Consider the following 19,905-nt stretch of genomic DNA (forward strand, 5'->3'; position numbering starts at 1 on the left):
GAGGCGTCTCAACGAGCGTCCGCGTAAGACGCTAAACTTTGACACACCCGCCCAGCGGTTCCATCAATCCGTTGCATCGACCGGTTGAATCCGCAGCCCACGCCGGCCGCCACGCCCGATGCCGATGCGAACGTCGCATTGGTCATCAGGCTCGACGCATCGCCGGCCGCATACACGCCGGCGACGCTCGTCTGCTTCCACGCATCGACGCGAATCGCGATGCCGAGCGGCCCTTCGTCGAACGCGCAGCCGAGCTGCTGCGCGAGGTCGCTCGCCATGTCGGTGCGCGCGCCGACGAACAGCGCGTCGATCGGCACGACCTGCCCGTCGGCGAGCCGCAGCGCGTCGATACGCGGCGCGTCGCCGAGGATCTCGACGACCGGCGAGCGTTCGATGCGTACGCCGCGCGCGGCGAGCAACGCGGCTTCCTCTTCGTTCGCTTCGACCACGCCCTGCGTGAACCACGTCGTCGGGCCCCAGTCCGGAATCAGGATCGCCTGATGGACCGACAGCGGATGCGTGGCGAGCACGCCGAGCCGCTGGCCGCTCACTTCGTATCCGTGACAGTACGGACAATGCAGCACGCTGATGCCCCAGCGTTCGGCGAGCCCCGGCAGCGCGGGCAGTTCGTCGCGGATGCCGGTCGCGAGAATCAGCCGGTCGGCGCTCGCGCGGCTGCCCTCGGCGAGCGTCACGTGAAAGCGTCCGTCCGCATCACGTTCGGCGGTGCGCGCGTCGCCGTCGATGCGCTGCACGGTCGGATACGCGGCAAGCTGCGCGCTCGCTTCGGCGACGATCCGCGCGGGCGGCTTGCCGTCTTGCCCGAAGAAGCCATGCGCGTGTTCGGCAAAGCGGTTGCGCGGCCGGCCGGCGTCGATCACGAGCACGCGGCGGCGTGCGCGCGCCAACTGCATCGCGGCCGACAGCCCGGCAAAGCTGCCGCCGATCACGATCACTTCATGATGGGTATCCATGCATCCACTCCTTTCTGAATCTGCGTGACGGATAGACGTGCTTCGCTGGCGGTCAACTCATGAAACACGAGAAGTTGCATGATAGGGCGATGGTATCATTCATGCAACTTCAGAAGTTTCGAAAGAGGGGAGTCCCGCCCGTGAGAACCGACAGCCGTTTGTCGCGCATGCTGCATGCGCTGATCCACATGGACCAGGCCGACGGCCCGCTGACGTCGGAAACGATCGCGACGATGCTGGGCACGAATCCGGTCGTCGTGCGGCGCCTGCTTGGCGGGTTGCGCGATGGCGGCTACGTGCAGTCGGAGAAGGGGCACGGCGGCGGCTGGGCGCTGAGCGTCGCGCTCGACGACATCACGCTGCTCGACGTCTATCGCGCGGTGGGCGAGCCGCCGCTGTTTTCCGACCTGGTGTCCAAGGACGCGCCCGAATGCCTGGTCGAACAGGCGGTCAACGCGCATCTGTCGGCGGCGCTGAAGGAGGCTGAAGCGTCGCTGCTCGCGCGCTTCGGCGAAGTCACGCTCGGCATGCTGTCGCGCGATTTCGAAGCGAAGGCGGCGCGGTTGCGCAAGCCGCGCTGACGCAGCGCAGCACGCCCGCCGTACGCGCATAACGCACGCTGCGGCGCGCGCCGGCACGATCGAAACCGTCGCGCCGCCACGTTCTGTCCCCCAACTTCTGCCCGGTTCGCCCGCCACAGGGCAAAATACGGGTTTTCCGCACCCGCGAGGGCGCGTTCGAATCACGCGCCGGGCGGCGGCAGTGCGCATGCCGCACGCCGCCGCCGGGCGCCCAGGCAAGAAACGCTCGCCATGCCGCGAGCCCACAGGAGTCCAGACCCCATGCCCGAATCCAACCTGTCCTTTTTCGGCCGGCTGTCGCTGGCCGTCGGCACGTTCTTCTCCGTGCTCGGCAATCGCGAGTTCGCGGCCGAAGTGCTGCGCGTGCGCGATGGCGCCCCGGCACCGGTCGCGCCGGTCCCGACGCCGGCGCCCGCTGCCGCGCCCGTCGCGCCCGCGCCGGTGAAGGCGCCGGCCCCCGAGCTGCGCGAAGCGAGCCCGCAGGCCGCGCTGCAGCTGCTCGGCCTGCTGCAACGCGATGCGCGCTTCATCGATTTCGTCGAGGAAGACATCGCCGGCTACGCGGACGCCGACATCGGCGCGGCCGCGCGCCTCGTGCACGACGGCTGCCGCGCCGCGCTGCGCGAGCACTTCACGATCGTGCCGGTGCGCGACGAAGCCGAAGGCAGCCGCGTGACGCTGCCGGCCGGCTTCGACGCGACGGCCGTGCGCGTGACCGGCAACGTGGTCGGCTCCGCGCCGTTCACGGGCACCGTCAGCCATCGCGGCTGGCGTGTTTCCGACGTGCGCCTGCCGAAGCTGACGGGCAGCCACGACGCATCGGTCATCGCACCGGCGGAGGTGGAACTGTGAGCGATCCGCGCTATTCGATCGGTATCGACCTCGGGACGACCCACTGCGCGCTGTCGTACGTCGACAGCAGCACGAGCGACGGCGAAAAGATCGTGCAGCAGGTGCTGCCGATCGCGCAGCTGACCGCACCGGGCGCGCTGGAATCGCGCGACCTGCTGCCGTCGTTCCTCTACCTGCCGCATGAAAGCGAGCTGACGCAGGGCGACCTGACGCTGCCGTGGACGGATTCGCGCGCGTTCGCGGTCGGCGAGATGGCGCGCACGCGCGGCGCCGGCACGCCGATCCGCCTCGTGTCGAGCGCGAAAAGCTGGCTGTGCCACCCGGGCGTCGATCGCCGCGCGGCGATCCTGCCGAGCGATGCGCCGCCGGAAGTGGCGCGCGTGTCGCCGCTGGAAAGCTCGATCCGCTATCTCACGCACCTGCGCGAAGCGTGGGACCACGCGCATCCCGACGCGCCGTTCGCCGACCAGGACGTGACGGTCACGATCCCCGCGTCGTTCGATCCGGCCGCACGCGAACTGACGGCCGAGGCCGCGCGCGCCGCCGGCTACACGCGGATGACGCTGCTCGAAGAGCCGCAAGCGGCGCTCTACAGCTGGATCCAGAAAAGCGAAGGCGGCTGGCGCAAGCAGGTGCAGGTCGGCGACCTGATCCTGTGCGTCGACGTCGGCGGCGGCACGACCGACCTGTCGCTGATCGCTGTGGTCGAGCGCGACGGCAATCTCGAACTGCATCGCGTGGCCGTCGGCGAGCACATTCTGCTCGGCGGCGACAACATGGATCTCGCGCTCGCGCACGTGGTCGCGCGCAAGCTCGCGCAGCAGGGCACGCAGGCCGATCCGTGGCAACTGCGCGCGCTGACCTACGCGTGCCGCTCGGCGAAGGAAACGCTGCTGTCCGACCCGACCACCGACGCGGTGCCGCTCGTCGTGCCGAGCCGCGGCTCGAAGCTGATCGGCGGTTCGATCCGCACCGAGCTGACGCGTGCGGAACTCACGCAGACGATCCTCGAAGGCTTCTTCCCGCAAGTCGATGCGGCCGCGCGCCCGGTGAGCCGCGCGCGCGTCGGCCTGACGCAGCTCGGCCTGCCGTATGCGCAGGACGCGGGCATCACGCGCCATCTCGCGGCGTTCCTCGGCCGCCAGGTCGCGGCGCTCGACACGCTCGAAGGCGTGCAGCGCACGCTGCCGCAGGGCGCGACGTTCCTGCATCCGACCGCCGTGCTGTTCAACGGCGGCGTGTTCAAGTCGACGCTGCTCACGCAGCGCGTGCTCGATACGCTCAACGGCTGGCTCGCCGCCGAAGGCGCGCCGCCCGCGCGCCTGCTCGAAGGCGCGGATCTCGATCTCGCGGTCGCGCGCGGCGCGGCGTACTACGGTTATGTGAAGCGCGGTCGCGGCGTGCGCATTCGCGGCGGCACGGCGCGTGCGTACTACGTCGCGATCGAATCGGCGATGCCCGCGGTGCCGGGGCTGGAGCCGCCGGTGCAGGCGCTGTGCGTCGCGCCGTTCGGGATGGAGGAAGGCACGGACGCGGCGCTGCCGCCGCAGGAGTTCGGCCTCGTCGTCGGCGAACCGGTGCAGTTCCGCTTCTTCGGGTCGTCGGTGCGCCGCCAGGATCAGGTCGGCACGCTGCTCGACTACTGGTCGGCGGAAGAGCTGCAGGAGCTGGAGGAAATCCAGGCGACGCTGCCCGCCGAAGGGCGCACCGTCGGCGAAGTCGTGCCGGTGAAGCTGCACGCGCGCGTGACCGAAGCCGGCACACTCGAACTCGAGGCGATCCCGAGCGGCACGAACGAGCGCTGGAAAGTCGAGTTCGACGTGCGCGGCGCCGCCTGAGCGCGATGAAGCGTTATACGGTCGGCATCGACCTCGGCACGAGCAATACGGTCGTCGCGTACGTCGAGGCCGGTTCCGACGCGATCCGCGTGTTCGACGTCGAGCAACTGGTCGGGCCGGGCGCGGTGGCCGCGCAGCCGCTGCTGCCGTCGGTGCGCTATCACCCGGCGGCGGGCGAGCTGCCGCCGGACGCGCTGCGGCTGCCGTGGGCGGCCGATCCGAAGGCAAATACGAAGGCGAATGCGCAATCGGCCAGGACCGACGCGCCGCCGGCCGTGATCGGCCGCTATGCGCGCACGCTCGGCGCGCAGGTGCCGGGCCGGCTCGTGTCGAGCGCGAAAAGCTGGCTGTCGCACGCGTCGGTCGATCGGCTCGCGGCAATCCTGCCGTGGGGCGCGGCCGACGGCGTCGACAAGGTATCGCCGGTCGATGCGAGCGCGAGCTATCTCGCGCACGTGCGCGACGCGTGGGACGCGCGTTTTCCCGATGCGCCGCTCGCGCGGCAGGACGTGATCCTGACGGTGCCCGCGTCGTTCGACGACGGTGCGCGTGCGTTGACGGTCGAGGCCGCGCGACGCGCGAAGCTGCCCGCGCTGCGCTTGCTCGAAGAACCGCAGGCTGCGTTCTACGACTGGTTGTACGGCCAGCGCGCGACGTTGCGCGACACGTTCGCCGCGCCGCGGCGCGTGCTGATCTGCGACGTCGGCGGCGGTACGACCGACCTCACGCTCGTCGATGTCGCGCCGGGCGACGACGGCGAGCCGACCTTTACGCGCGTCGGCGTCGGCAACCATCTGATGCTCGGCGGCGACAACATGGACCTCGCGCTCGCGCGCCTGGTCGAGTCGCGGCTGACCGAGCCCGGCACGCGCCTGTCGGCCGCGAGCCTGTCGCAACTCGTCGAGCGTTGCCGCGCGGCGAAGGAGCGGCTGCTCGGCGACGACGCGCCGGCGTCCGTCACCGTCACGCTGCTCGGCGCGGGCAGCAAGCTCGTCGGCGGCGCGCGATCGGCCGAGCTGACGCGGCAGGAAGTCGAGCAGATCGTCGTCGACGGGTTCTTTCCGCAGGTCGCGGCCGGCGAATTGCCGCGCCGTGCGCGCGCGGCGATCGTCGAATTCGGCTTGCCGTATGCGAGCGACGCGGCCGTCACGCGCCATGTCGCCGCGTTCCTGAACCGTCATGCGGAAGGCCCGCTGCCCGACACGCTGCTGCTCAACGGCGGCGTGTTCCGCGCGAGCGCGCTCGCCGGCCGTCTCGCGCAGACGCTCGGCGCGTGGCGCGGCGCGCCGCTCGACGTGCTGCACAACGCGCATCCGGATGTGGCCGTCGCGCGCGGCGCGGTGGCTTACGGGCTTGCGCGTGCCGGCCATGCGCCGCGCATCGGCGGCGGCTCCGCGCGCAGCTATTTCCTCGTGCTCGACGATGGCGCGGACGCCGCCGCCGCACGCGGCGTCTGCCTGCTGCCGCGCGGCGCGGAAGAGGGCCGCGAGATCCGCCTCGACGATCGCACGTTCGCGCTGCAGCTTGGGCAGCCGGTGCGTTTCCACCTCGTATCGACCGTGGCCGACACGAAGTACCAGCCCGGCGATCTCGTCGATCTCGACGCCGGCGATTTCGTGCGGCTGCCGCCGATCGCGACGGTCGTCGACGCGAAGGCGGGCGGCGACGCACGCGAAACGCCGGTGAAGCTCACCGCGTCGCTGACCGAGGTCGGCACGCTCGAAATGCATTGCATCGCGACCGACGACGCGGCGCGCCGCTGGCGGCTCGAATTCCAGTTGCGCGGCGATGCGCCGGTTCATGGCGACGATGCGGCGCTCACCCGGCATCCGCGGCTCGACCAGGCGATCGAGCTGATCGAGCGCTCGTTCGGCAGCAAGGCCGCGGGCGTCACGCCGAAAGACACGCGCCGGTTGCGCGCGCAACTCGAACAGGTGCTCGGCGCGCGCGAAGACTGGGACGTCGCGCTTGCGCGCGAACTGTTCGACGCGTTGCTCGCGCGGGCGCGGCGGCGGCGCCGCTCGGCCGATCACGAGCGCGCATGGCTGAACCTCGCCGGGTATTGCCTGCGTCCGGGTTTCGGCCATCCGCTCGACGCGTGGCGGATCGAGCAGCTGTGGCCGCTGTTCGACGACGGCATTCAATACGTGACCGACGCGCAGGTGTGGTCCGAGTGGTGGACGCTGTGGCGGCGCGTGGCCGGCGGCCTCGACGACGATGCGCAGACGCAGGTGCGCGACGCGATCGCGTTCCTCGAACCGTCCGACGACAAGCGGCGCAAGCTGCCGTTCGATCCGGCCAAGGTCGGGCCCGCCGACATGACGCGGTTGTCCGCGTCGCTCGAACGGCTGCCCGTCGAGCGCAAGGTCGAACTGGCCGAGCGGCTGATCGCGCAATTGCAGAAGCCGGCCGACCGTGCGTTGTGTGCGTGGGCGCTCGGGCGGATCGGTGCAAGGCGGCCGTTCTATGGCAGCGCGCATAGCGTCGTGCCGGCGGAAATCGTCATCGGCTGGCTCGATGCGCTGTTCGCGCTCGACTGGAAGCAGGTCGAACCGGCTGCGTTCGCGGCCGCGCAGATCGCGCGGATGACGGGCGACCGCTCGCGCGATTTGCCGGACGACACGCGCGAGGCCGTCATCAAGCGCCTGTTGGCCGCGCATGCATCGGCGACGTGGATCGACATGGTCCGTGAAGCGATCGCGTTCGATGAAGCCGATACGGTGCGCGTGTTCGGCGAAACGCTGCCGGCCGGATTGAAGCTGCTGGGCGATTGAGAGTCGTGCGGGATGCTTCGATCTCGTTCGCGGATCGAAGCGTCCGGTCTCGGTCGACGTCGCGCCGCCCATGGCACGACGTCGAAGCCGGTTTCATTCAGGCGTGCGACACCCCTTCGCGACGCTTTTCCGCTGATCCGATTTCTGCGTCATCACGCGCGGTTGCCGAGCGGGAATCGCCAATACCGAGACGAGCATCTTGTTGTCGACGCACAAGGCGTGACGCGGCACGTTCCTGCGCGCGGTCAGGCGCCGGCCGCCGGCTCCGGAAACACCGGCTCACCAAGCGTCAGCATCAACCGGTTCGCCCAAGCGAAGATCGCGATGGCGTGCGACAGGTCGAGAATTTCCTCATGCGTGAGCCCTTCGGCTTCGAGCGCGGCAATATCGCTGTCATCGATCGCGTCGGGCCGTTCGGTCAATGCAATCGCATAGCGGACGATCGCGCGTTCGCGCGCCGTCGTGCCGGCCGTCGCCGGATCGTCGAACACCTGCTCGATCGCATCGGTGCGTTTCGCGAGCTGCGTGAAGCGCTGCGCATGCACCGACGCGCAGTACACGCAGCCGTTCACGCGCGACACCGCGGTGCTCGCCAGTTCGCGCTCGGCGCGCGACAGCCCGCCGGGGCCGTACATGATCGCGTTGAACACGCCCGAGCGCTGCAGCAGGATCTCGGCATGATGGACGAGCAGCAAATAGTAGTCGGACGTTTTCGCTTGCGGGTGGCTCGCTTCGAGCACCGCGAGCTGATCGGGCGTCGCCGCGTCGAGCGGGACCGTGTCGAGCCACGCGCGCCAGCCGAGCGTATCAAACGTGAAGCCGTGGGTAGCCGTCGTCATGCGGCCTCCCTGGCGGTGCGTGCCTGAAGTGCCCGCGCGGCGGCAGCCACGCGCAACTGATACGCGACGAACGCAACGAGCTGCGACAGCGCGACGATCGCGGGCGTCGTGAGTCCGGCCGATTTCAACGCGTCGAGATCGGCCGCGCGTGCGTCGACGGGTGCGTGCGTCAGGCGCTTCGCGTGCAACAGGATCGCGCCGAGGCGGCGAGGCAGCGCGTCGAACGCGTCGGCATCGGCTCGTTCGATATCGTCGAGCGTGCCGCCTGCGTCGAGCAATCGCGTGCGATAGATGTCGGCCAGTGCGTGTGCGTTCGACTGTCGCGCGACATAGCGCGCCGCATGCAGCCGCTCGACCGGCGAAAGATCGGGCAGGGATGGATCGAACAGCGCGGCTTCGCTCAGTTGCGTATGCAACAGCACCTTGCCGCGTGCACGGCGCAGCGCGGCGACGGCGTCGCCTTCGCGCAGGCCGGCTGTCGCATCGATCGTATCCGGCACGGCGGCCGGCGTGAGGGAGTCAGTCATCGTTTCGGTTTTCCTTCGTCGTCAAAGTGCCCGATGGCGTCGGCGTCGCGCCATTCGTCGCCTTGCAGTTCGGCATTCGCGTACGCGACGAGCGCGTCGTAGTGGCGGTCGCGATCGGCATCGAACAGCCGGCTCGCAATGCCGCGCGCGAGCCGCTGCGCACCCGCGCTGATGGCCGGAATGTCGCCGGACAGCTTGCCGTGGCTCAGGCTCGCCGCATGGTTGAAGCAATGAATCCGCGTGACGGCCGGGCACGCACCGCGCTCGCGCTCCTGGAAGGCGAACGCTGGGCCGAGATCGGGCGACTCGGCGAGTTCGTCGAGCCACAGCGCCGGTTCCGGCCGATAGCGATCCTTCCAGCGCCGCACGTGTGCGCCGAACGACGCGAATGCCTCGCGCGTCGTCCAGTCCGAATGAAAGCCCGTCGCGAAGATCAGGAAGTCGACCGTGTAGCGGCCGCGCGGCGTCGTCACGTCGAGGCCGTCCGCGTGGTCGGCGAGCGTCTCGATCGGGCTGCCCGCATGGAAATGCGCATGATCGTGACGCGACACGCGCAGCACGCTGTCTCGCGGCGGCGGCGTCTGCGACGTCAGCGCGTAGTGCATGAAGCGCCATTTCGTCGCGTCATCGAGATCGGCGTAGCCGTGCACGAGGCCCGGGCTGCCGATGCCGGTCAGCTTGTTGATGCGTGGAATGTCCGCGCGGCGGAAGAACAGGTCGACGCGCGCGGCGCCCGCTTCGAGCGCGGTGCCCGCGTTGTCGAACGCGGACGCGCCCGCGCCGACCACGCCGACGCGCTTGCCCGCGAGCGCGGCGAAATCGATCGGCTCGGACGAATGGGCCCAGCGCGTGCGCGGCGCGCGTTGCGCGACGGGCGGCACGTACGGGCCGCCGAGCCCGTCGCGGCCGGTCGCGAGCACGACGTGCCGCGCGAGCAGCGTCTGCGCTTCGCCGTTGCCGCGCACGTCGAGCGCGAGCAGCCCGTCCTCGCGCGGACGCAGCGCGACGAGCGTCGTGTCGTTGCGCACCTGCAGGTCGAGCGCGCGCCGATACCAGCGCAGGTAGTCCATCCATTGCGGGCGCGGAATCTTGTACAGCGCATCCCACGCGTCGCGGCCGTATTGCGCTTCGAACCACGCGCGGAACGTCAGCGCCGGCAGACCGAGCGCGGGGCCCGCAAGCTGCTTCGGAGAACGCAGCGTTTCCATCCGCGCGAACGTGACCCACGGGCCTTCGTAGCCGGCCGGCGCGCGATCGATCACGCACTGGTTGTCGATGCCGAGCAGTCGCAGTTCGGCTGACGCCGCGAGCCCGGCCATGCCGCCGCCGACGATCGCGACGTCGAGCACGCGCGCGCCGTCCGCTTCACGCGGCGGCACCCACGACGGCGCGGGCAGGTCGAGCCAGCGCAGGTCCTGCGCGAGCCGTGCTTCGAGTGCGTCGAGTGGCGTCGTCATGCGGCCTCCGGGCGCGCGCGGCGGGTTCGTGTCGGGCGAGGCGGGCGCGACGTGCGTTCGGTGCGCAGCCGGTCGCCGCGCAGCAGCGCGTCGTGCGCGGCGGCGTCGTGAAAGGTCACGTCGTCGAGCAGCGCGCGCGTCGTGCGGCGCAGCGCGTCGAGCAGCGCATCGACGGCGGCCGTGCGCGCCTTGCCGGCCGGCGTCGCGACGCCGAACGCGAACGGGATGTCGACGTCGAGCGCGCGTGCGACGACGCCGTCCACCGGCAACGCGACACCGGTTGCCGGATCGACGATGCCGATCCCGATACCCGCGCGCGCGGCCATCACCGCATTCAGCGACGCATTGGTTTCGATGAACACGCGCGCATCGACCCGCGCGGCCGCGAACGCCGCGTCGATCCGCTGGCGCAGCCGGTGCCGGTTCGCGACCGTCACGATGCGGCGCCGCGCGAGGTCGCGCAGCGCAATGCGAGGTTTCGCCGCGAGCGGATCGCCGGCCGGCAGCACGGCGACGCACGGCGTCTGCGCGATCCAGTGCACGTCGAGCCCGGCATGCGCCATCGGCAGCGTGACGACGCCGACATCGGCCGTGCCGGCCAGCACCTCGTGCACCACATGCTCGGCCGATTCGCTGCGCAACTGGTAGTGCGGCGCATGCGTATCGTCGGGCAGCGCGGCGAGCGCCGTCGGCACGAGCGTGGCCGCGAGCGACGGCGTGGCCGCGATGCGTACGGGTTCGGCGGTTTCGTCGCCGAGCGCGCGGGCCCGCGCCTCGATCGCGCGCAGGCCGACGAGCGAGCGTTCGACTTCCTCGTACAGCAGGAACGCGCGGCGCGTCGGCGTGACGCGCGGGCCGTGCCGGTCGAACAGCGCGTAGCCGAGATCGGCTTCGAGTTCCTGGATCTGCCGCGTGACGGCCGGCTGCGAGCGGCCGAGCAGTTCGCCCGCGCCGGTCACGCTGCCGGCCGACATGACCGCGGAAAAGGCTTCGAGTTGATGCAACTCCATGACGCGTTCCGATGATGCGATTTGCGCATTGTAGGAGTGCAAGCATGCGCGATTCATATAATGATTTTTGCTATCGACAGCGGGAAAACTGCGAAGCGCGCGATCGTCGCGGCGGCCGGCCATGCGCGCATGCGCGCCGATTGCGCGGGGTGACAAGAACAAAACGCCAATCGAATCAACGCGATGCGATGCATGCCGGCGTGTCGGTCGATGCGGTGGATCGCCACGATCGATCATGAACGTCATCCGCTTCGCGCCGCGGGCGATATCGATATGCGCAAAACTTCGTTGGATCGTCCTGAACCCGATGGTTACATGCCCTCACTCTTTTCGATTGACTGAAGCAGGGGGGACGCATGAACGTTTCGGGGAACGACGCGCGCGGCGCATGGCGGCGCGTGCTGGGCACGGTGGCGGCACTTGCTGCCGCATGGGGCTTGTCGACGGGCGGCGCGCTCGCGGCCGGCGTGTCGGGCGAGCCGGTAGTGATCGGCGTGAGCGGGCCGCTCACGGGCCAGGACGCGCAATACGGCGAGCAGTGGAAGCGCGGCTTCGATCTCGCGCTCGACGAGATCAACGGCAGCGGCGGCATTCACGGCCGGCCGCTCGCGATCGACTTCCAGGACAGCCGCAGCGACCCGCGCCAGGCGGTGGCGATCGCGCAGAAGTTCGTCGCCGATCCGCGCATCGCGATCGAGCTCGGCGACTTCTCGAGCGCGACGTCGATGGCCGCGTCGCCGATCTACCAGCGCGGGCAACTGATCCAGTTCGGCTTCACGAATTCGCATCCGGATTTCACGAAGGGCGGCGACTATCTGTGGAGCACCGCGCTGAGCCAGGCGGAGGAACAGCCGCTGCTCGCGCGCTATGCGGTGAAGGAACTCGGCTTCAAGCGCATCGCGGTGCTGTACCTGAACACCGACTGGGGCCGCACCAGCAAGGATATCTTCGCGAAGGCGGTGACGGGGCTCGGCGCGCAGGTCGTCGCGGCCGAGGGCTACCAGCCTGCGGAGAAGGATTTCCGCTCGACGCTCGTGCGCATCGGTGAATCGAAGCCGGATTCGATCGTGCTGATCTCGTATTACGCGGACGGCGCGCAGATCGTGCGCCAGGCGCGCACGTCGGGCGTCGCGCTGCCGATCGCGGCGGTGGGCTCCGTGTATTCGCCGAAGTTCCTCGAACTGGGCGGTACGGCCGTTGAAGGCGTCTATACGGAATCGAACTTCTTCCCGGCCGAACCGCGCCCCGAGGTGCAGGCGTTCGTGCAGCGCTATCGCGCGAAATTCCACGCCGATCCCGATTCGTTCGTCGCGCGCGCGTACGACGCGCTGATCCTGTCGGCGGAAGTGCTGCGTCGCTACGGCACGACGCGCCAGGCCGCGCACGACGGCTTCGCGAAGATCAGCGACGTGCCGAGCGTGATCTTCGGCAAGGTGCGCTTCGATCCGCAGACGCGCCGCGTCGCCGGCGCGCGCACCGTGTATCTGGTCGTGAAACAGGGGCAGTGGGCGCTGTGGGACGGCGCGAAGCCGCAGCTCGCGGCGCGCTGAACCCGAACCGCACGCACATGACGGACGCATCCTGATGGCTTCCTGGCTCGACTACACGCTCAACGGCCTCATCGTCGGCAACATATACGCGCTGCTCGCGGTCGGGCTCGCGCTGATCTTCGGCGTGTCGCACCTGATCAACTTCGCGCACGGCTCGGTGTACATGGTCGGTGCGTTCATCGGCTGGCTGTGCCTGACGCGCTTCGGGCTGCCGCTGCCGGTCGCGCTCGCGGCGGTCGTGGTCGGGTGCGGCGCGCTCGGCATCGCGATCGAGCGGATCGGGTTGCGGCCGCTGCGCCACGCCGCGCGCATCGCGCCGCTACTCGCGACGATCGGCATCAGCTTCATCCTCGACCAGCTCGCGCAGCTCGCGTTCGGCGCGGACCCGCGCGCGGTGCCGACGCCGCTGCCCGACTGGCACGTGCGGATCGCCGGCGCGACGCTCGGCTCGCTCGACCTGCTGATCGCGGGCATCGGCATCGCGGCGGCCGCGCTGCTGTACGGCTTCCTGCGCTTCACGCGGCTCGGCTGGGCCGTGCGCGCGACCGCGCAGGATCGCGACGCCGCGTTGCAGATGGGCGTCGACGTCGATCGCGTGAACCAGACCGTGTTCGCGATCGCGTGCGCGCTCGGTGGCGTGAGCGGGCTGCTGGTCGGCATGTACTACAACAGCATCGACCCAGCGATGGGCTTCCAGGCGACGCTGAAGGGCGTCGTCGCGCTGCTGATCGGCGGGCTCGGCAACGTGCCGGGTGCGATCGCGGGCAGCCTGCTGCTCGGTCTCGTCGAAAGCTACGGCGTCGCGCTGTTCGGCACCAGCTATCGCGACCTGTTCGCGTTCGGACTGCTGATCGTATTCCTCGTGTGGCGGCCGAACGGCTTGTTCAGTGCGAACCGTGCGCTGCCGCCGGAGCCGATGACGGGCACCTTCCTCGCCGCCGCGAAAGCCGTGCGCGTGCCGCGCCCGGTGCTCGTCGCGCTGATCGCGGCGGCGGCCGTGCTGCCGTGGCTCGGGGCATCGCCTTACGTGCTGCAGACGCTGACCAACGCGTGGCTGTACGGGTTGCTCGCGCTGAGTCTCACGCTCGTCGCGGGTACGGTCGGGCAGATCTCGCTCGGCCACGCCGCGCTGCTCGTGATCGGCGCGTATGCGTCGGCGCTCCTGTCGTCGGATCTCGGCTGGTCGCCGGCCGTGACGATTCCGTGCGCGGGCGCGATCACCGCCGTGCTCGGCACGCTGCTCGTCTATCCGGCGTTCCGCTTGCGCGGGCATTACGTGTCGATCGCGACGCTCGGGATCGGCGAAGTGGTGAGCCTCGTGATCCTGAACTGGGACGGCCTGACGCGCGGCCCGCTCGGCATCACCGGCATCGCGCCGCTGCCGTGGGCGACGACCGCGCGCGCCGCGTACTGGTTCACGTTCGCGGTGCTCGTCGTGTTCGCGCTCGTACAGGTGCGGCTGCTGCGTTCGCATCTGGGCCGCACGCTACGCGCGGTGCGCGAGGACGACGTCGCCGCGCGTGCGCACGGCATCGCGCCGAACCGCTACAAGGCGATCGCGTTCGCGGTCGGCGGCGTCGCGGCGGGCGTGAGCGGCGGCATCGCCGCGCATCTGTACAGCTACATCAATCACCAGACCTTCGATTCGCAGGTGTCGATCCTCGCGCTGACGATGGTGATCCTCGGCGGGCTCGGCAACGTGCTCGGCGGCATCGTCGGCGCGATCGCGCTGATCGGGCTGCCCGAGCTGTTCCGCTGGGCGGCTGACTACCGGATGCTGATCTACGGCCTCGTGCTGCTGCTCGTCCGGTTCCGGCCGCAGGGCCTGCTGGGCACGGTGTGAGGAGAAATGCGATGACCACCACTCGACCCCTGCTCGACGTGCAGGGCCTGACGCGCCGCTTCGACGGCGTGACCGCGCTCGACGGCGCAAGCCTCACGCTAGCGGACGGCGAACTGCTCAGCGTGATCGGCCCGAATGGCGCGGGCAAGTCGACGCTGTTCAACCTGATCGCGGGCGCCGACCGGCCCGACGCCGGCCGCGTAACGTTCGACGGCCGCGACATCACCGGCACCGCGCCCGAGCGGCTCGCGGCGCTCGGCATCGCGCGCACGTTCCAGCACGGCCGCGTGTTCGGCAACCTGAGCGTGCTCGACAACGTGCTGATCGGCGCGCATGCGCGGCTGCGTGCGGCGCGGCCCGGCTGGCCGGCGCTCGGCGCGGCCGCCGAAGTGTTGCGCGCGCTCGTGCGGCCCGCGTCGGTGCGGCGCGAGGAAGCCGCGTTGCGCGAAGAAGCGCGCGCGATCGTCGCCGGCTTCGGCGAACGGCTCACGCCGCGCATCGATCATCCGGCGCACAGCCTGTCGTATGCGAACCGGCGGCGCGTGGAAATCGGCCGTGCGCTCGCGCTGCATCCGCGCCTGCTGCTGCTCGACGAGCCGACGGCCGGCATGAACGAGACGGAGACGGCCGAGATGCTGCAACTGATCCAGTCGCTGAAGGCGCGCGGGCTGACGATCCTGCTGATCGAGCACAAGCTCGAGCTCGTGATGCGCGTGTCCGACCGCGTGATGGTGCTCGACAACGGCGTGAAGATCGCCGAAGGCGCGCCGCGCGACGTGCGGCACGATCCGCGCGTGATCGAGGCTTATCTCGGCCGCCGTCACGCGGGCGGTGTGCCGGCCGAGCGCGCCGCGCAGGCGGCCGCATGAGCTTGCAATCTTCCGGACCCGATACGACCATGACCGACGCGCTGCTGAAACTCGAACACCTCGACACGTTCTACGGGCCGGTGCAGGTGCATTTCGACGTGAACTTCGAAGTCGGTCGCGGGCAGATCGTCAGCCTGCTCGGCGGCAACGCGAGCGGCAAGTCGACGACGATGAAGCTGATCCTCGGGCTGATGCGTCCGCGTCGCGGGGTCGTGCGTTTCGACGGCGACGACGTGACCGCGCTCGCGACGCCGCAGCGCGTACGGCGCGGGATCGCGGCCGTGCCGGAAGCGCGGCGGCTGTTCGGCGACATGAGCGTGCGCGAGAACCTGCTGATGGGCGCTTACACGCGCGGCGATCGTGCGGCGGTGGCCGACGACTACGCGCGTGTGCTCGATTTGTTTCCGCGGGTGCGCGAACGGCTCGCTCAGCGCGCGGGCACGCTGTCGGGCGGCGAGCAGCAGATGCTCGCGATGGCGCGTGCGCTGATGGCGCGGCCGAAACTGATCTGCATGGACGAGCCGACGATGGGGCTGTCGCCGCTGTACGTCGACAAGGTGCTGGAGCTGATCGACGCGATCAACAAGCAAGGCGTGACAGTGTTCATGGTCGAGCAGAACGCGAGCCTCGCGCTGGAGATCGCGCACTATGGGTACGTGCTGCAGACGGGGCGCGTCGTGCTCGAAGGCCCCGCGAAAACGCTGCTCGACGACGAGCGCGTGCGCGATGCGTATCTCGGTGGGGAGGCGGTGGCGGCGTAGGCGGCGCGAGCTGGGGCTGCCAAGCGCCGTGAAATGTGGAGTAGATTGGCGTTCTGTCGCGATCGACACCACGGAGAGCACCGCGCCATGTTGACCTATTCCATCCAGAAAGTCGGCTACGATTTCAATCAACTCGATCAGCAGGGCGCGACCGACTACGCGTCGTTCGTTCACGCGTTCGATGCGTTTCCTTGGGCCGCTCAGCACGTCGAATGGAACGAGACGCAGGACGGCCCGCTGCCGGCGCTCGTGCTGCAGCATGCCGACGATCAGCGCGAGCTGTGGGTGACTGCGTTGACGGATGCGCATTCGGACGGCTTCCAGCTGAATGCGGTGTCCATGCGGATGAAGAAGGGGCTCTTCGGCATCGGCAAGGGCAAGCTGGAGCAGCACGTCGACACGATCGACGTGAGAAAGCGCGTCGACGCCGATGCGTTGTGCCGGTTGTTCTGCGAGCGCCAGTATGACGAGCTGGACCAACGGGTTGCGCGACACGCGAAGCGCAACCCCGACGACGATCGGGACAGCGACGACTGAACGCGTGTTGCGCGGCGGCGTTCGATCGAACGTGCGTGCGCCGGATCTGCGGTTGCCTAAGCGTCGCTTGCGGCGTGCGTCGTCGCCGCGCGTGGAAACATCAGCACCACCGCGAACCCGCCCGCATCGGGAAACGCAAACCCCACGCGCCCGCCGTGCGCCTTCATCACTTCCTGCACGATCGCGAGCCCGAGACCGGACCCGGTACGTCGCTCGCTGCCGTCCGGCGCGATTCGCACGAACGGCTGCAACGCCGCGTCCCAATGCTCGCGCGGTATCCCGCGCCCGTTGTCGGTGACGGTCAGCGTCACCGCGCCCTCTGCATTGCCGGTGGTCGCGACCGACACGACGATGTCGTCCGCGTGGCCGTGCAGCAGCGCGTTGTGCAGCACGTTCGACAGTGCTTCCTGAAGACTGATCGCATCGCCGTCGATCCATGCGTGCGGCGCGTCGCTCGCGAACGCAACGGCCACGTCGCGTTCGCCGGCGAGCGGAATCGTGCGGCCCAGGACCTCTTTCGCGAGCGCGACGAGTTCGACCGGTTGCAGCGGCACGGCCTCGGTGCGATGAATCACCATCGCATGATTGAGCAACTGCCCGGTGAGCCGGCCGACGTCCGACGAGGTCGCACGCAGCGCGTCGAGCCGCGCCGCATGACGCGCGGGATCGGATTCGCCGTCGAGCAGCTCGATCTGCGCGTCGAGCCGCGCGAGTGGCGTGCGCATCTGGTGCGCGGCGTCGGCGATGAAGCGCTGCATCGCGTTGATCCGCTCGGCGAGGCGGTGCATCAGGCCATTGATCGACCCGATGATCGCGTCGATCTCGCTCGGCGTATCGACGGCCACCGGCCGCAGGTCGGCCGGGTCGCGCGCGGCGATGATCGTGCCGATCTGCGCGAGCGGGCGCAGGCCGCGCCGGATCGCGAGGCCGCTCGCGCCGATCGCGAGCACGCTCATCAGCAGGATCAGCGTCCATACCTTGATGCTCATGTCGTTCGTCAGCTGCTGGCGCGCGTTGGTTGTCTGCGCAACCGTCACGAGCGCCCAGCCCGGCGTGCTTTCCTCGGGCATGAAGCGCGCGATCGTCGCGGTGCGCACCCGATGCCCCTGGTAGACGGCATTCGCGAACGCGGGGCCCTGCTTCGCGGCGGCGAGCGTCGCGGGGCTCGCGAGATCGTGGTAGCCGGCCACGACCACGCCGCGCGAATCGACCACCTTGTAGTAGACGAGGTCGTAGCGCGACAGCGTCGACAGCGCGGCCACCGGCGGATTCAGCGCGAGCACGCCGCCTTGCACGTAGAGGTTTTCGGCAACCTGGATCGATGCGCCGGCGAGCAACTGGTCGTACGCGCGTTCGGCCGCGACGCCCGCGTAGTAGCGCGCGATCGCCGCGAGCGCGAGCGCGCCGGTCGCGACGACGAACGCGATGAACAGCAGCGTGCGCCCGAACAGCGTCTTCGGGAACCAGTCAATGCGCGGCAATCTGATACCCCATCCCGCGTGCGGTGCGGATCTCGACCGAGCTGCCCTGCAGCTTCTTGCGCACGCGCGTCACGTATTGCTCGACCGCATTCGCGGTCGGCTCGTTGCCGAAGCTGAACAACTGGTTCAGCAGTTCTTCCTTCGAGAAAATGCGTTGCGGGCGACTCGCGAGGATTTCGAGCAGCGCGAATTCCTGGCGGGACAGCGACAGCGGCTGGCCGTCGAGTTCCGCGAGACGGCTGCTGCGGTCGATCACGAGGCCGCCGAGCGTCAGCACGTCGTTCGCATGGCCGCTGTTGCGGCGCAGCAGCGCCTGCACGCGTGCGTCGAGTTCGCGGTAGTCGAACGGCTTCACGAGGTAGTCGTCGGCGCCGAGGCCGAGGCCGCTCACGCGGTCGTCGATCGCCGAGCGCGCGGTGACGAGTAGCACGGGTGTCGTGCTGCCCGATGCGCGCAGGTTGCGCAATACCGTGAAGCCGTCCATGCCGGGCAGGTTCGCATCGAGCACGACGAGATCGAAGCGCTCGACGCGCAGCAGCCCGTTCGCGGTCGCGCCGTCGGTTTCGAGATCGACGGCGTGGCCGAGCCGGGCCAGACGGCTGCGGATCGCCGCGCCGATTTCGGCATCGTCCTCCACGACGAGAATGCGCATGGTGCCGTTTGCAGATAGGTGGGTTAGGGGTTTTCCCGGGGCCGGGATGTCAGCATTTTCTCAGACTCGGCCGATAACCTGTGTCGAGCCGGAAGCAGGATGCAAGGACGGCATTAATACCAGAAATATTCATGGAGACGGCAACATGCAGCATGTCACGGGCACGACGAACGCGCGCCGCGGCGCCACGCCGGCCTGCGCGTGGCCGCAGGCCGTCGGCCGCACGGCGGCGCGCGCATGACGACGTCGCCGCGCCGCCGCGCGTTGATCGCAGCCGGCCTCGGCGTGCTGGGCGTGCTCGGGGCGCCGGCGCGGGTGCGCGCGAAGCCGCGCACCGTGCGGATCTCGAAAGGCTATGGCGTGCTGTACCTGCCGCTGCTCGTGATGGAGAAGCAGCGGCTGTTCGAGCGGCATGCGGCGCGCCACGGCGTGCGCGACGTCGCGGTCGAATGGGTGCTGCTCGACGGCGGCAATTCCGTCAACGACGCGATGATGGCCGGCACGCTCGATTTCGCGGCCGCCGGCGCGCCGGGTTTCATCGAGCTGTGGGCGCGGGCGCGCGGCATTCCGAACGTCGAGGTGATCGGCATCAGCGGGCTGTCGACCACGTCGCTGTCGCTGAACGCGAACCGCGCGGGCCTCGTGTCGCTGCGCGACTTCACGCCGTCCGACCGGATCGCGGTGCCGGGCATCCGCACGTCGCTGTCGGCGGTCGTGCTGCAGATGGTCGCGAGCCGGCAGCTCGGCCCGACGCATTTCGCGCAACTCGATTCGATCACCGTGAACCTGCCGCATCCGCAGGCGATGCAGGCGCTGATCCGCCGCGAGAACGGCGTGACCGCGCACTTCACGTCGCCGCCGTTCTCGACGCTCGAATTGCGGCAGCCGGGCATCCATCGCGTGGTGAATTCGGTCGACGTGCTCGGCCCGCTGACGCTCGACGTCGTGTTCGCGCCGAAGCGGCTCGTCGATGCGGAGCCGGCGCTCGCCGCCGCGTTTCTGGGCGCGCTCGACGAGGCGAATCGAATGATCGCGCAGGACCCGCGCGCGGCGGCCGCGCTCTATGCGTCGTCGTCGGGCGTCGGCGTGTCGCACGACGACGTGATGCGGATGCTCGCCGCGCCCGACACGCGCTTCTCGGTGTTGCCGAACCAGCTGATGGACTACGTCGAATTCCTGTACCTCGCCGGCACGATCAAGGCGAAGCCGCGCGCGTGGCACGAGATGTTCGCGCCGATGCTCGACGACTACCGGTCGGGTTGAGCCACGCGGGCCGCGATCCGAGTCCGTTTATCGAACCACGTGACGCCCGCGCGTTCATCAAGCGCGGCGCCGATTCAACCGACAAGCAACCGATATG

At 69.6% G+C, this 19,905-nt stretch carries 17 protein-coding genes and 1 pseudogene; 11 read left to right on the forward strand and 7 right to left on the reverse strand.

Annotated elements, in window-relative coordinates; all coding sequences use genetic code 11:
* Positions 1 to 74: 74 nt before the first annotated feature.
* Positions 75 to 974, reverse strand: a pseudogene (locus HWX55_RS14515) (NAD(P)/FAD-dependent oxidoreductase); the annotation flags it as partial.
* A gap of 140 nt (positions 975 to 1,114) precedes the next feature.
* Between HWX55_RS14515 and HWX55_RS14520 the strand changes: the two are divergent.
* The 4 genes from HWX55_RS14520 (at position 1,115) to HWX55_RS14535 (ending at position 7,019) form a co-directional block, all read left to right on the forward strand.
* On the forward strand, positions 1,115 to 1,555 hold the full coding sequence (locus HWX55_RS14520; RefSeq protein WP_175976191.1) for an Rrf2 family transcriptional regulator: 441 nt from the start codon (positions 1,115 to 1,117) through the stop codon (positions 1,553 to 1,555).
* 261 nt (positions 1,556 to 1,816) lie between these two features.
* Positions 1,817 to 2,407, forward strand: a complete 591-nt coding sequence (locus HWX55_RS14525; protein ID WP_175976192.1) for a DUF2760 domain-containing protein — start codon at positions 1,817 to 1,819, stop codon at positions 2,405 to 2,407.
* Positions 2,404 to 4,245 carry an Hsp70 family protein gene (locus tag HWX55_RS14530; RefSeq protein WP_175976193.1) on the forward strand — a complete coding sequence of 614 codons (1,842 nt, stop codon included), beginning with the start codon at positions 2,404 to 2,406 and terminating at the stop codon, positions 4,243 to 4,245. The genes HWX55_RS14525 and HWX55_RS14530 overlap by 4 nt, the downstream gene beginning before the upstream one ends.
* A gap of 5 nt (positions 4,246 to 4,250) precedes the next feature.
* Complete coding sequence (locus tag HWX55_RS14535; RefSeq protein WP_175976194.1) at positions 4,251 to 7,019, forward strand: Hsp70 family protein; 2,769 nt, start codon at positions 4,251 to 4,253, stop codon at positions 7,017 to 7,019.
* A 245-nt stretch (positions 7,020 to 7,264) separates the two neighbouring features.
* Here the strand turns inward: HWX55_RS14535 and HWX55_RS14540 are convergent, their stop codons facing one another.
* Genes HWX55_RS14540 through HWX55_RS14555 form a run of 4 tightly spaced genes read right to left on the reverse strand, consistent with a single transcriptional unit; the run spans position 7,265 to position 10,852 of the window.
* Entirely contained in the window at positions 7,265 to 7,858 is a 594-nt protein-coding gene (locus tag HWX55_RS14540) for a peroxidase-related enzyme (RefSeq protein ID WP_175976195.1), read from the reverse strand.
* The gene (locus HWX55_RS14545; protein WP_175976196.1) at positions 7,855 to 8,385 is read right to left on the reverse strand and encodes a hypothetical protein; all 531 of its coding nucleotides are present in this window, start codon (positions 8,383 to 8,385) and stop codon (positions 7,855 to 7,857) included. Before HWX55_RS14545 ends, HWX55_RS14540 begins: the two co-directional genes overlap by 4 nt.
* Entirely contained in the window at positions 8,382 to 9,842 is a 1,461-nt protein-coding gene (locus HWX55_RS14550; protein WP_175976197.1) for an NAD(P)/FAD-dependent oxidoreductase, read from the reverse strand. The genes HWX55_RS14545 and HWX55_RS14550 overlap by 4 nt, the downstream gene beginning before the upstream one ends.
* A complete protein-coding gene (locus HWX55_RS14555; RefSeq protein ID WP_175976198.1) occupies positions 9,839 to 10,852 on the reverse strand; it encodes a LysR family transcriptional regulator in 1,014 nt (337 codons plus the stop codon). The genes HWX55_RS14550 and HWX55_RS14555 overlap by 4 nt, the downstream gene beginning before the upstream one ends.
* 44 nt (positions 10,853 to 10,896) lie before the next feature.
* Between HWX55_RS14555 and HWX55_RS14560 the strand changes: the two genes are divergently transcribed.
* The 6 genes from HWX55_RS14560 (at position 10,897) to HWX55_RS14585 (ending at position 16,412) form a co-directional block, all read left to right on the forward strand.
* Positions 10,897 to 11,091 (forward strand): hypothetical protein, encoded by a 195-nt coding sequence (locus HWX55_RS14560; protein WP_175976199.1) that lies wholly within the window; start codon positions 10,897 to 10,899, stop codon positions 11,089 to 11,091.
* Between the two features lie 117 nt (positions 11,092 to 11,208).
* On the forward strand, positions 11,209 to 12,402 hold the full coding sequence (locus tag HWX55_RS14565) for an ABC transporter substrate-binding protein (protein ID WP_034174957.1): 1,194 nt from the start codon (positions 11,209 to 11,211) through the stop codon (positions 12,400 to 12,402).
* A gap of 34 nt (positions 12,403 to 12,436) precedes the next feature.
* The gene (locus tag HWX55_RS14570) at positions 12,437 to 14,245 is read left to right on the forward strand and encodes an ABC transporter permease (RefSeq protein ID WP_175976200.1); all 1,809 of its coding nucleotides are present in this window, start codon (positions 12,437 to 12,439) and stop codon (positions 14,243 to 14,245) included.
* An 11-nt stretch (positions 14,246 to 14,256) separates the two neighbouring features.
* Positions 14,257 to 15,114, forward strand: coding sequence for an ABC transporter ATP-binding protein (locus HWX55_RS14575; RefSeq protein WP_175976201.1), 858 nt, complete (start codon positions 14,257 to 14,259; stop codon positions 15,112 to 15,114).
* Positions 15,111 to 15,875: an ABC transporter ATP-binding protein gene (locus HWX55_RS14580; RefSeq protein WP_050014377.1), complete on the forward strand. Its 765-nt coding sequence runs from the start codon at positions 15,111 to 15,113 to the stop codon at positions 15,873 to 15,875. The genes HWX55_RS14575 and HWX55_RS14580 overlap by 4 nt, the downstream gene beginning before the upstream one ends.
* Before the next feature lie 87 nt (positions 15,876 to 15,962).
* Positions 15,963 to 16,412, forward strand: a complete 450-nt coding sequence (locus tag HWX55_RS14585) for a hypothetical protein (RefSeq protein ID WP_175976202.1) — start codon at positions 15,963 to 15,965, stop codon at positions 16,410 to 16,412.
* A 56-nt stretch (positions 16,413 to 16,468) separates the two neighbouring features.
* On the opposite strand, the gene HWX55_RS14590 is transcribed toward HWX55_RS14585, so the two are convergent.
* Positions 16,469 to 17,893, reverse strand: a complete 1,425-nt coding sequence (locus HWX55_RS14590; RefSeq protein WP_175976203.1) for a sensor histidine kinase — start codon at positions 17,891 to 17,893, stop codon at positions 16,469 to 16,471.
* Positions 17,880 to 18,545 carry a response regulator transcription factor gene (locus tag HWX55_RS14595; protein ID WP_012338672.1) on the reverse strand — a complete coding sequence of 222 codons (666 nt, stop codon included), beginning with the start codon at positions 18,543 to 18,545 and terminating at the stop codon, positions 17,880 to 17,882. The genes HWX55_RS14590 and HWX55_RS14595 overlap by 14 nt, the downstream gene beginning before the upstream one ends.
* Before the next feature lie 237 nt (positions 18,546 to 18,782).
* Here HWX55_RS14595 and HWX55_RS14600 point away from each other — a divergent pair, with 237 nt between their 5' ends.
* A complete protein-coding gene (locus HWX55_RS14600) occupies positions 18,783 to 19,808 on the forward strand; it encodes an ABC transporter substrate-binding protein (RefSeq protein WP_175976204.1) in 1,026 nt (341 codons plus the stop codon).
* Positions 19,809 to 19,905: the final 97 nt, after the last annotated feature.

This window comes from Burkholderia sp. BCC1047 (assembly GCF_902833155.1).
Classification (GTDB): domain Bacteria; phylum Pseudomonadota; class Gammaproteobacteria; order Burkholderiales; family Burkholderiaceae; genus Burkholderia; species Burkholderia sola.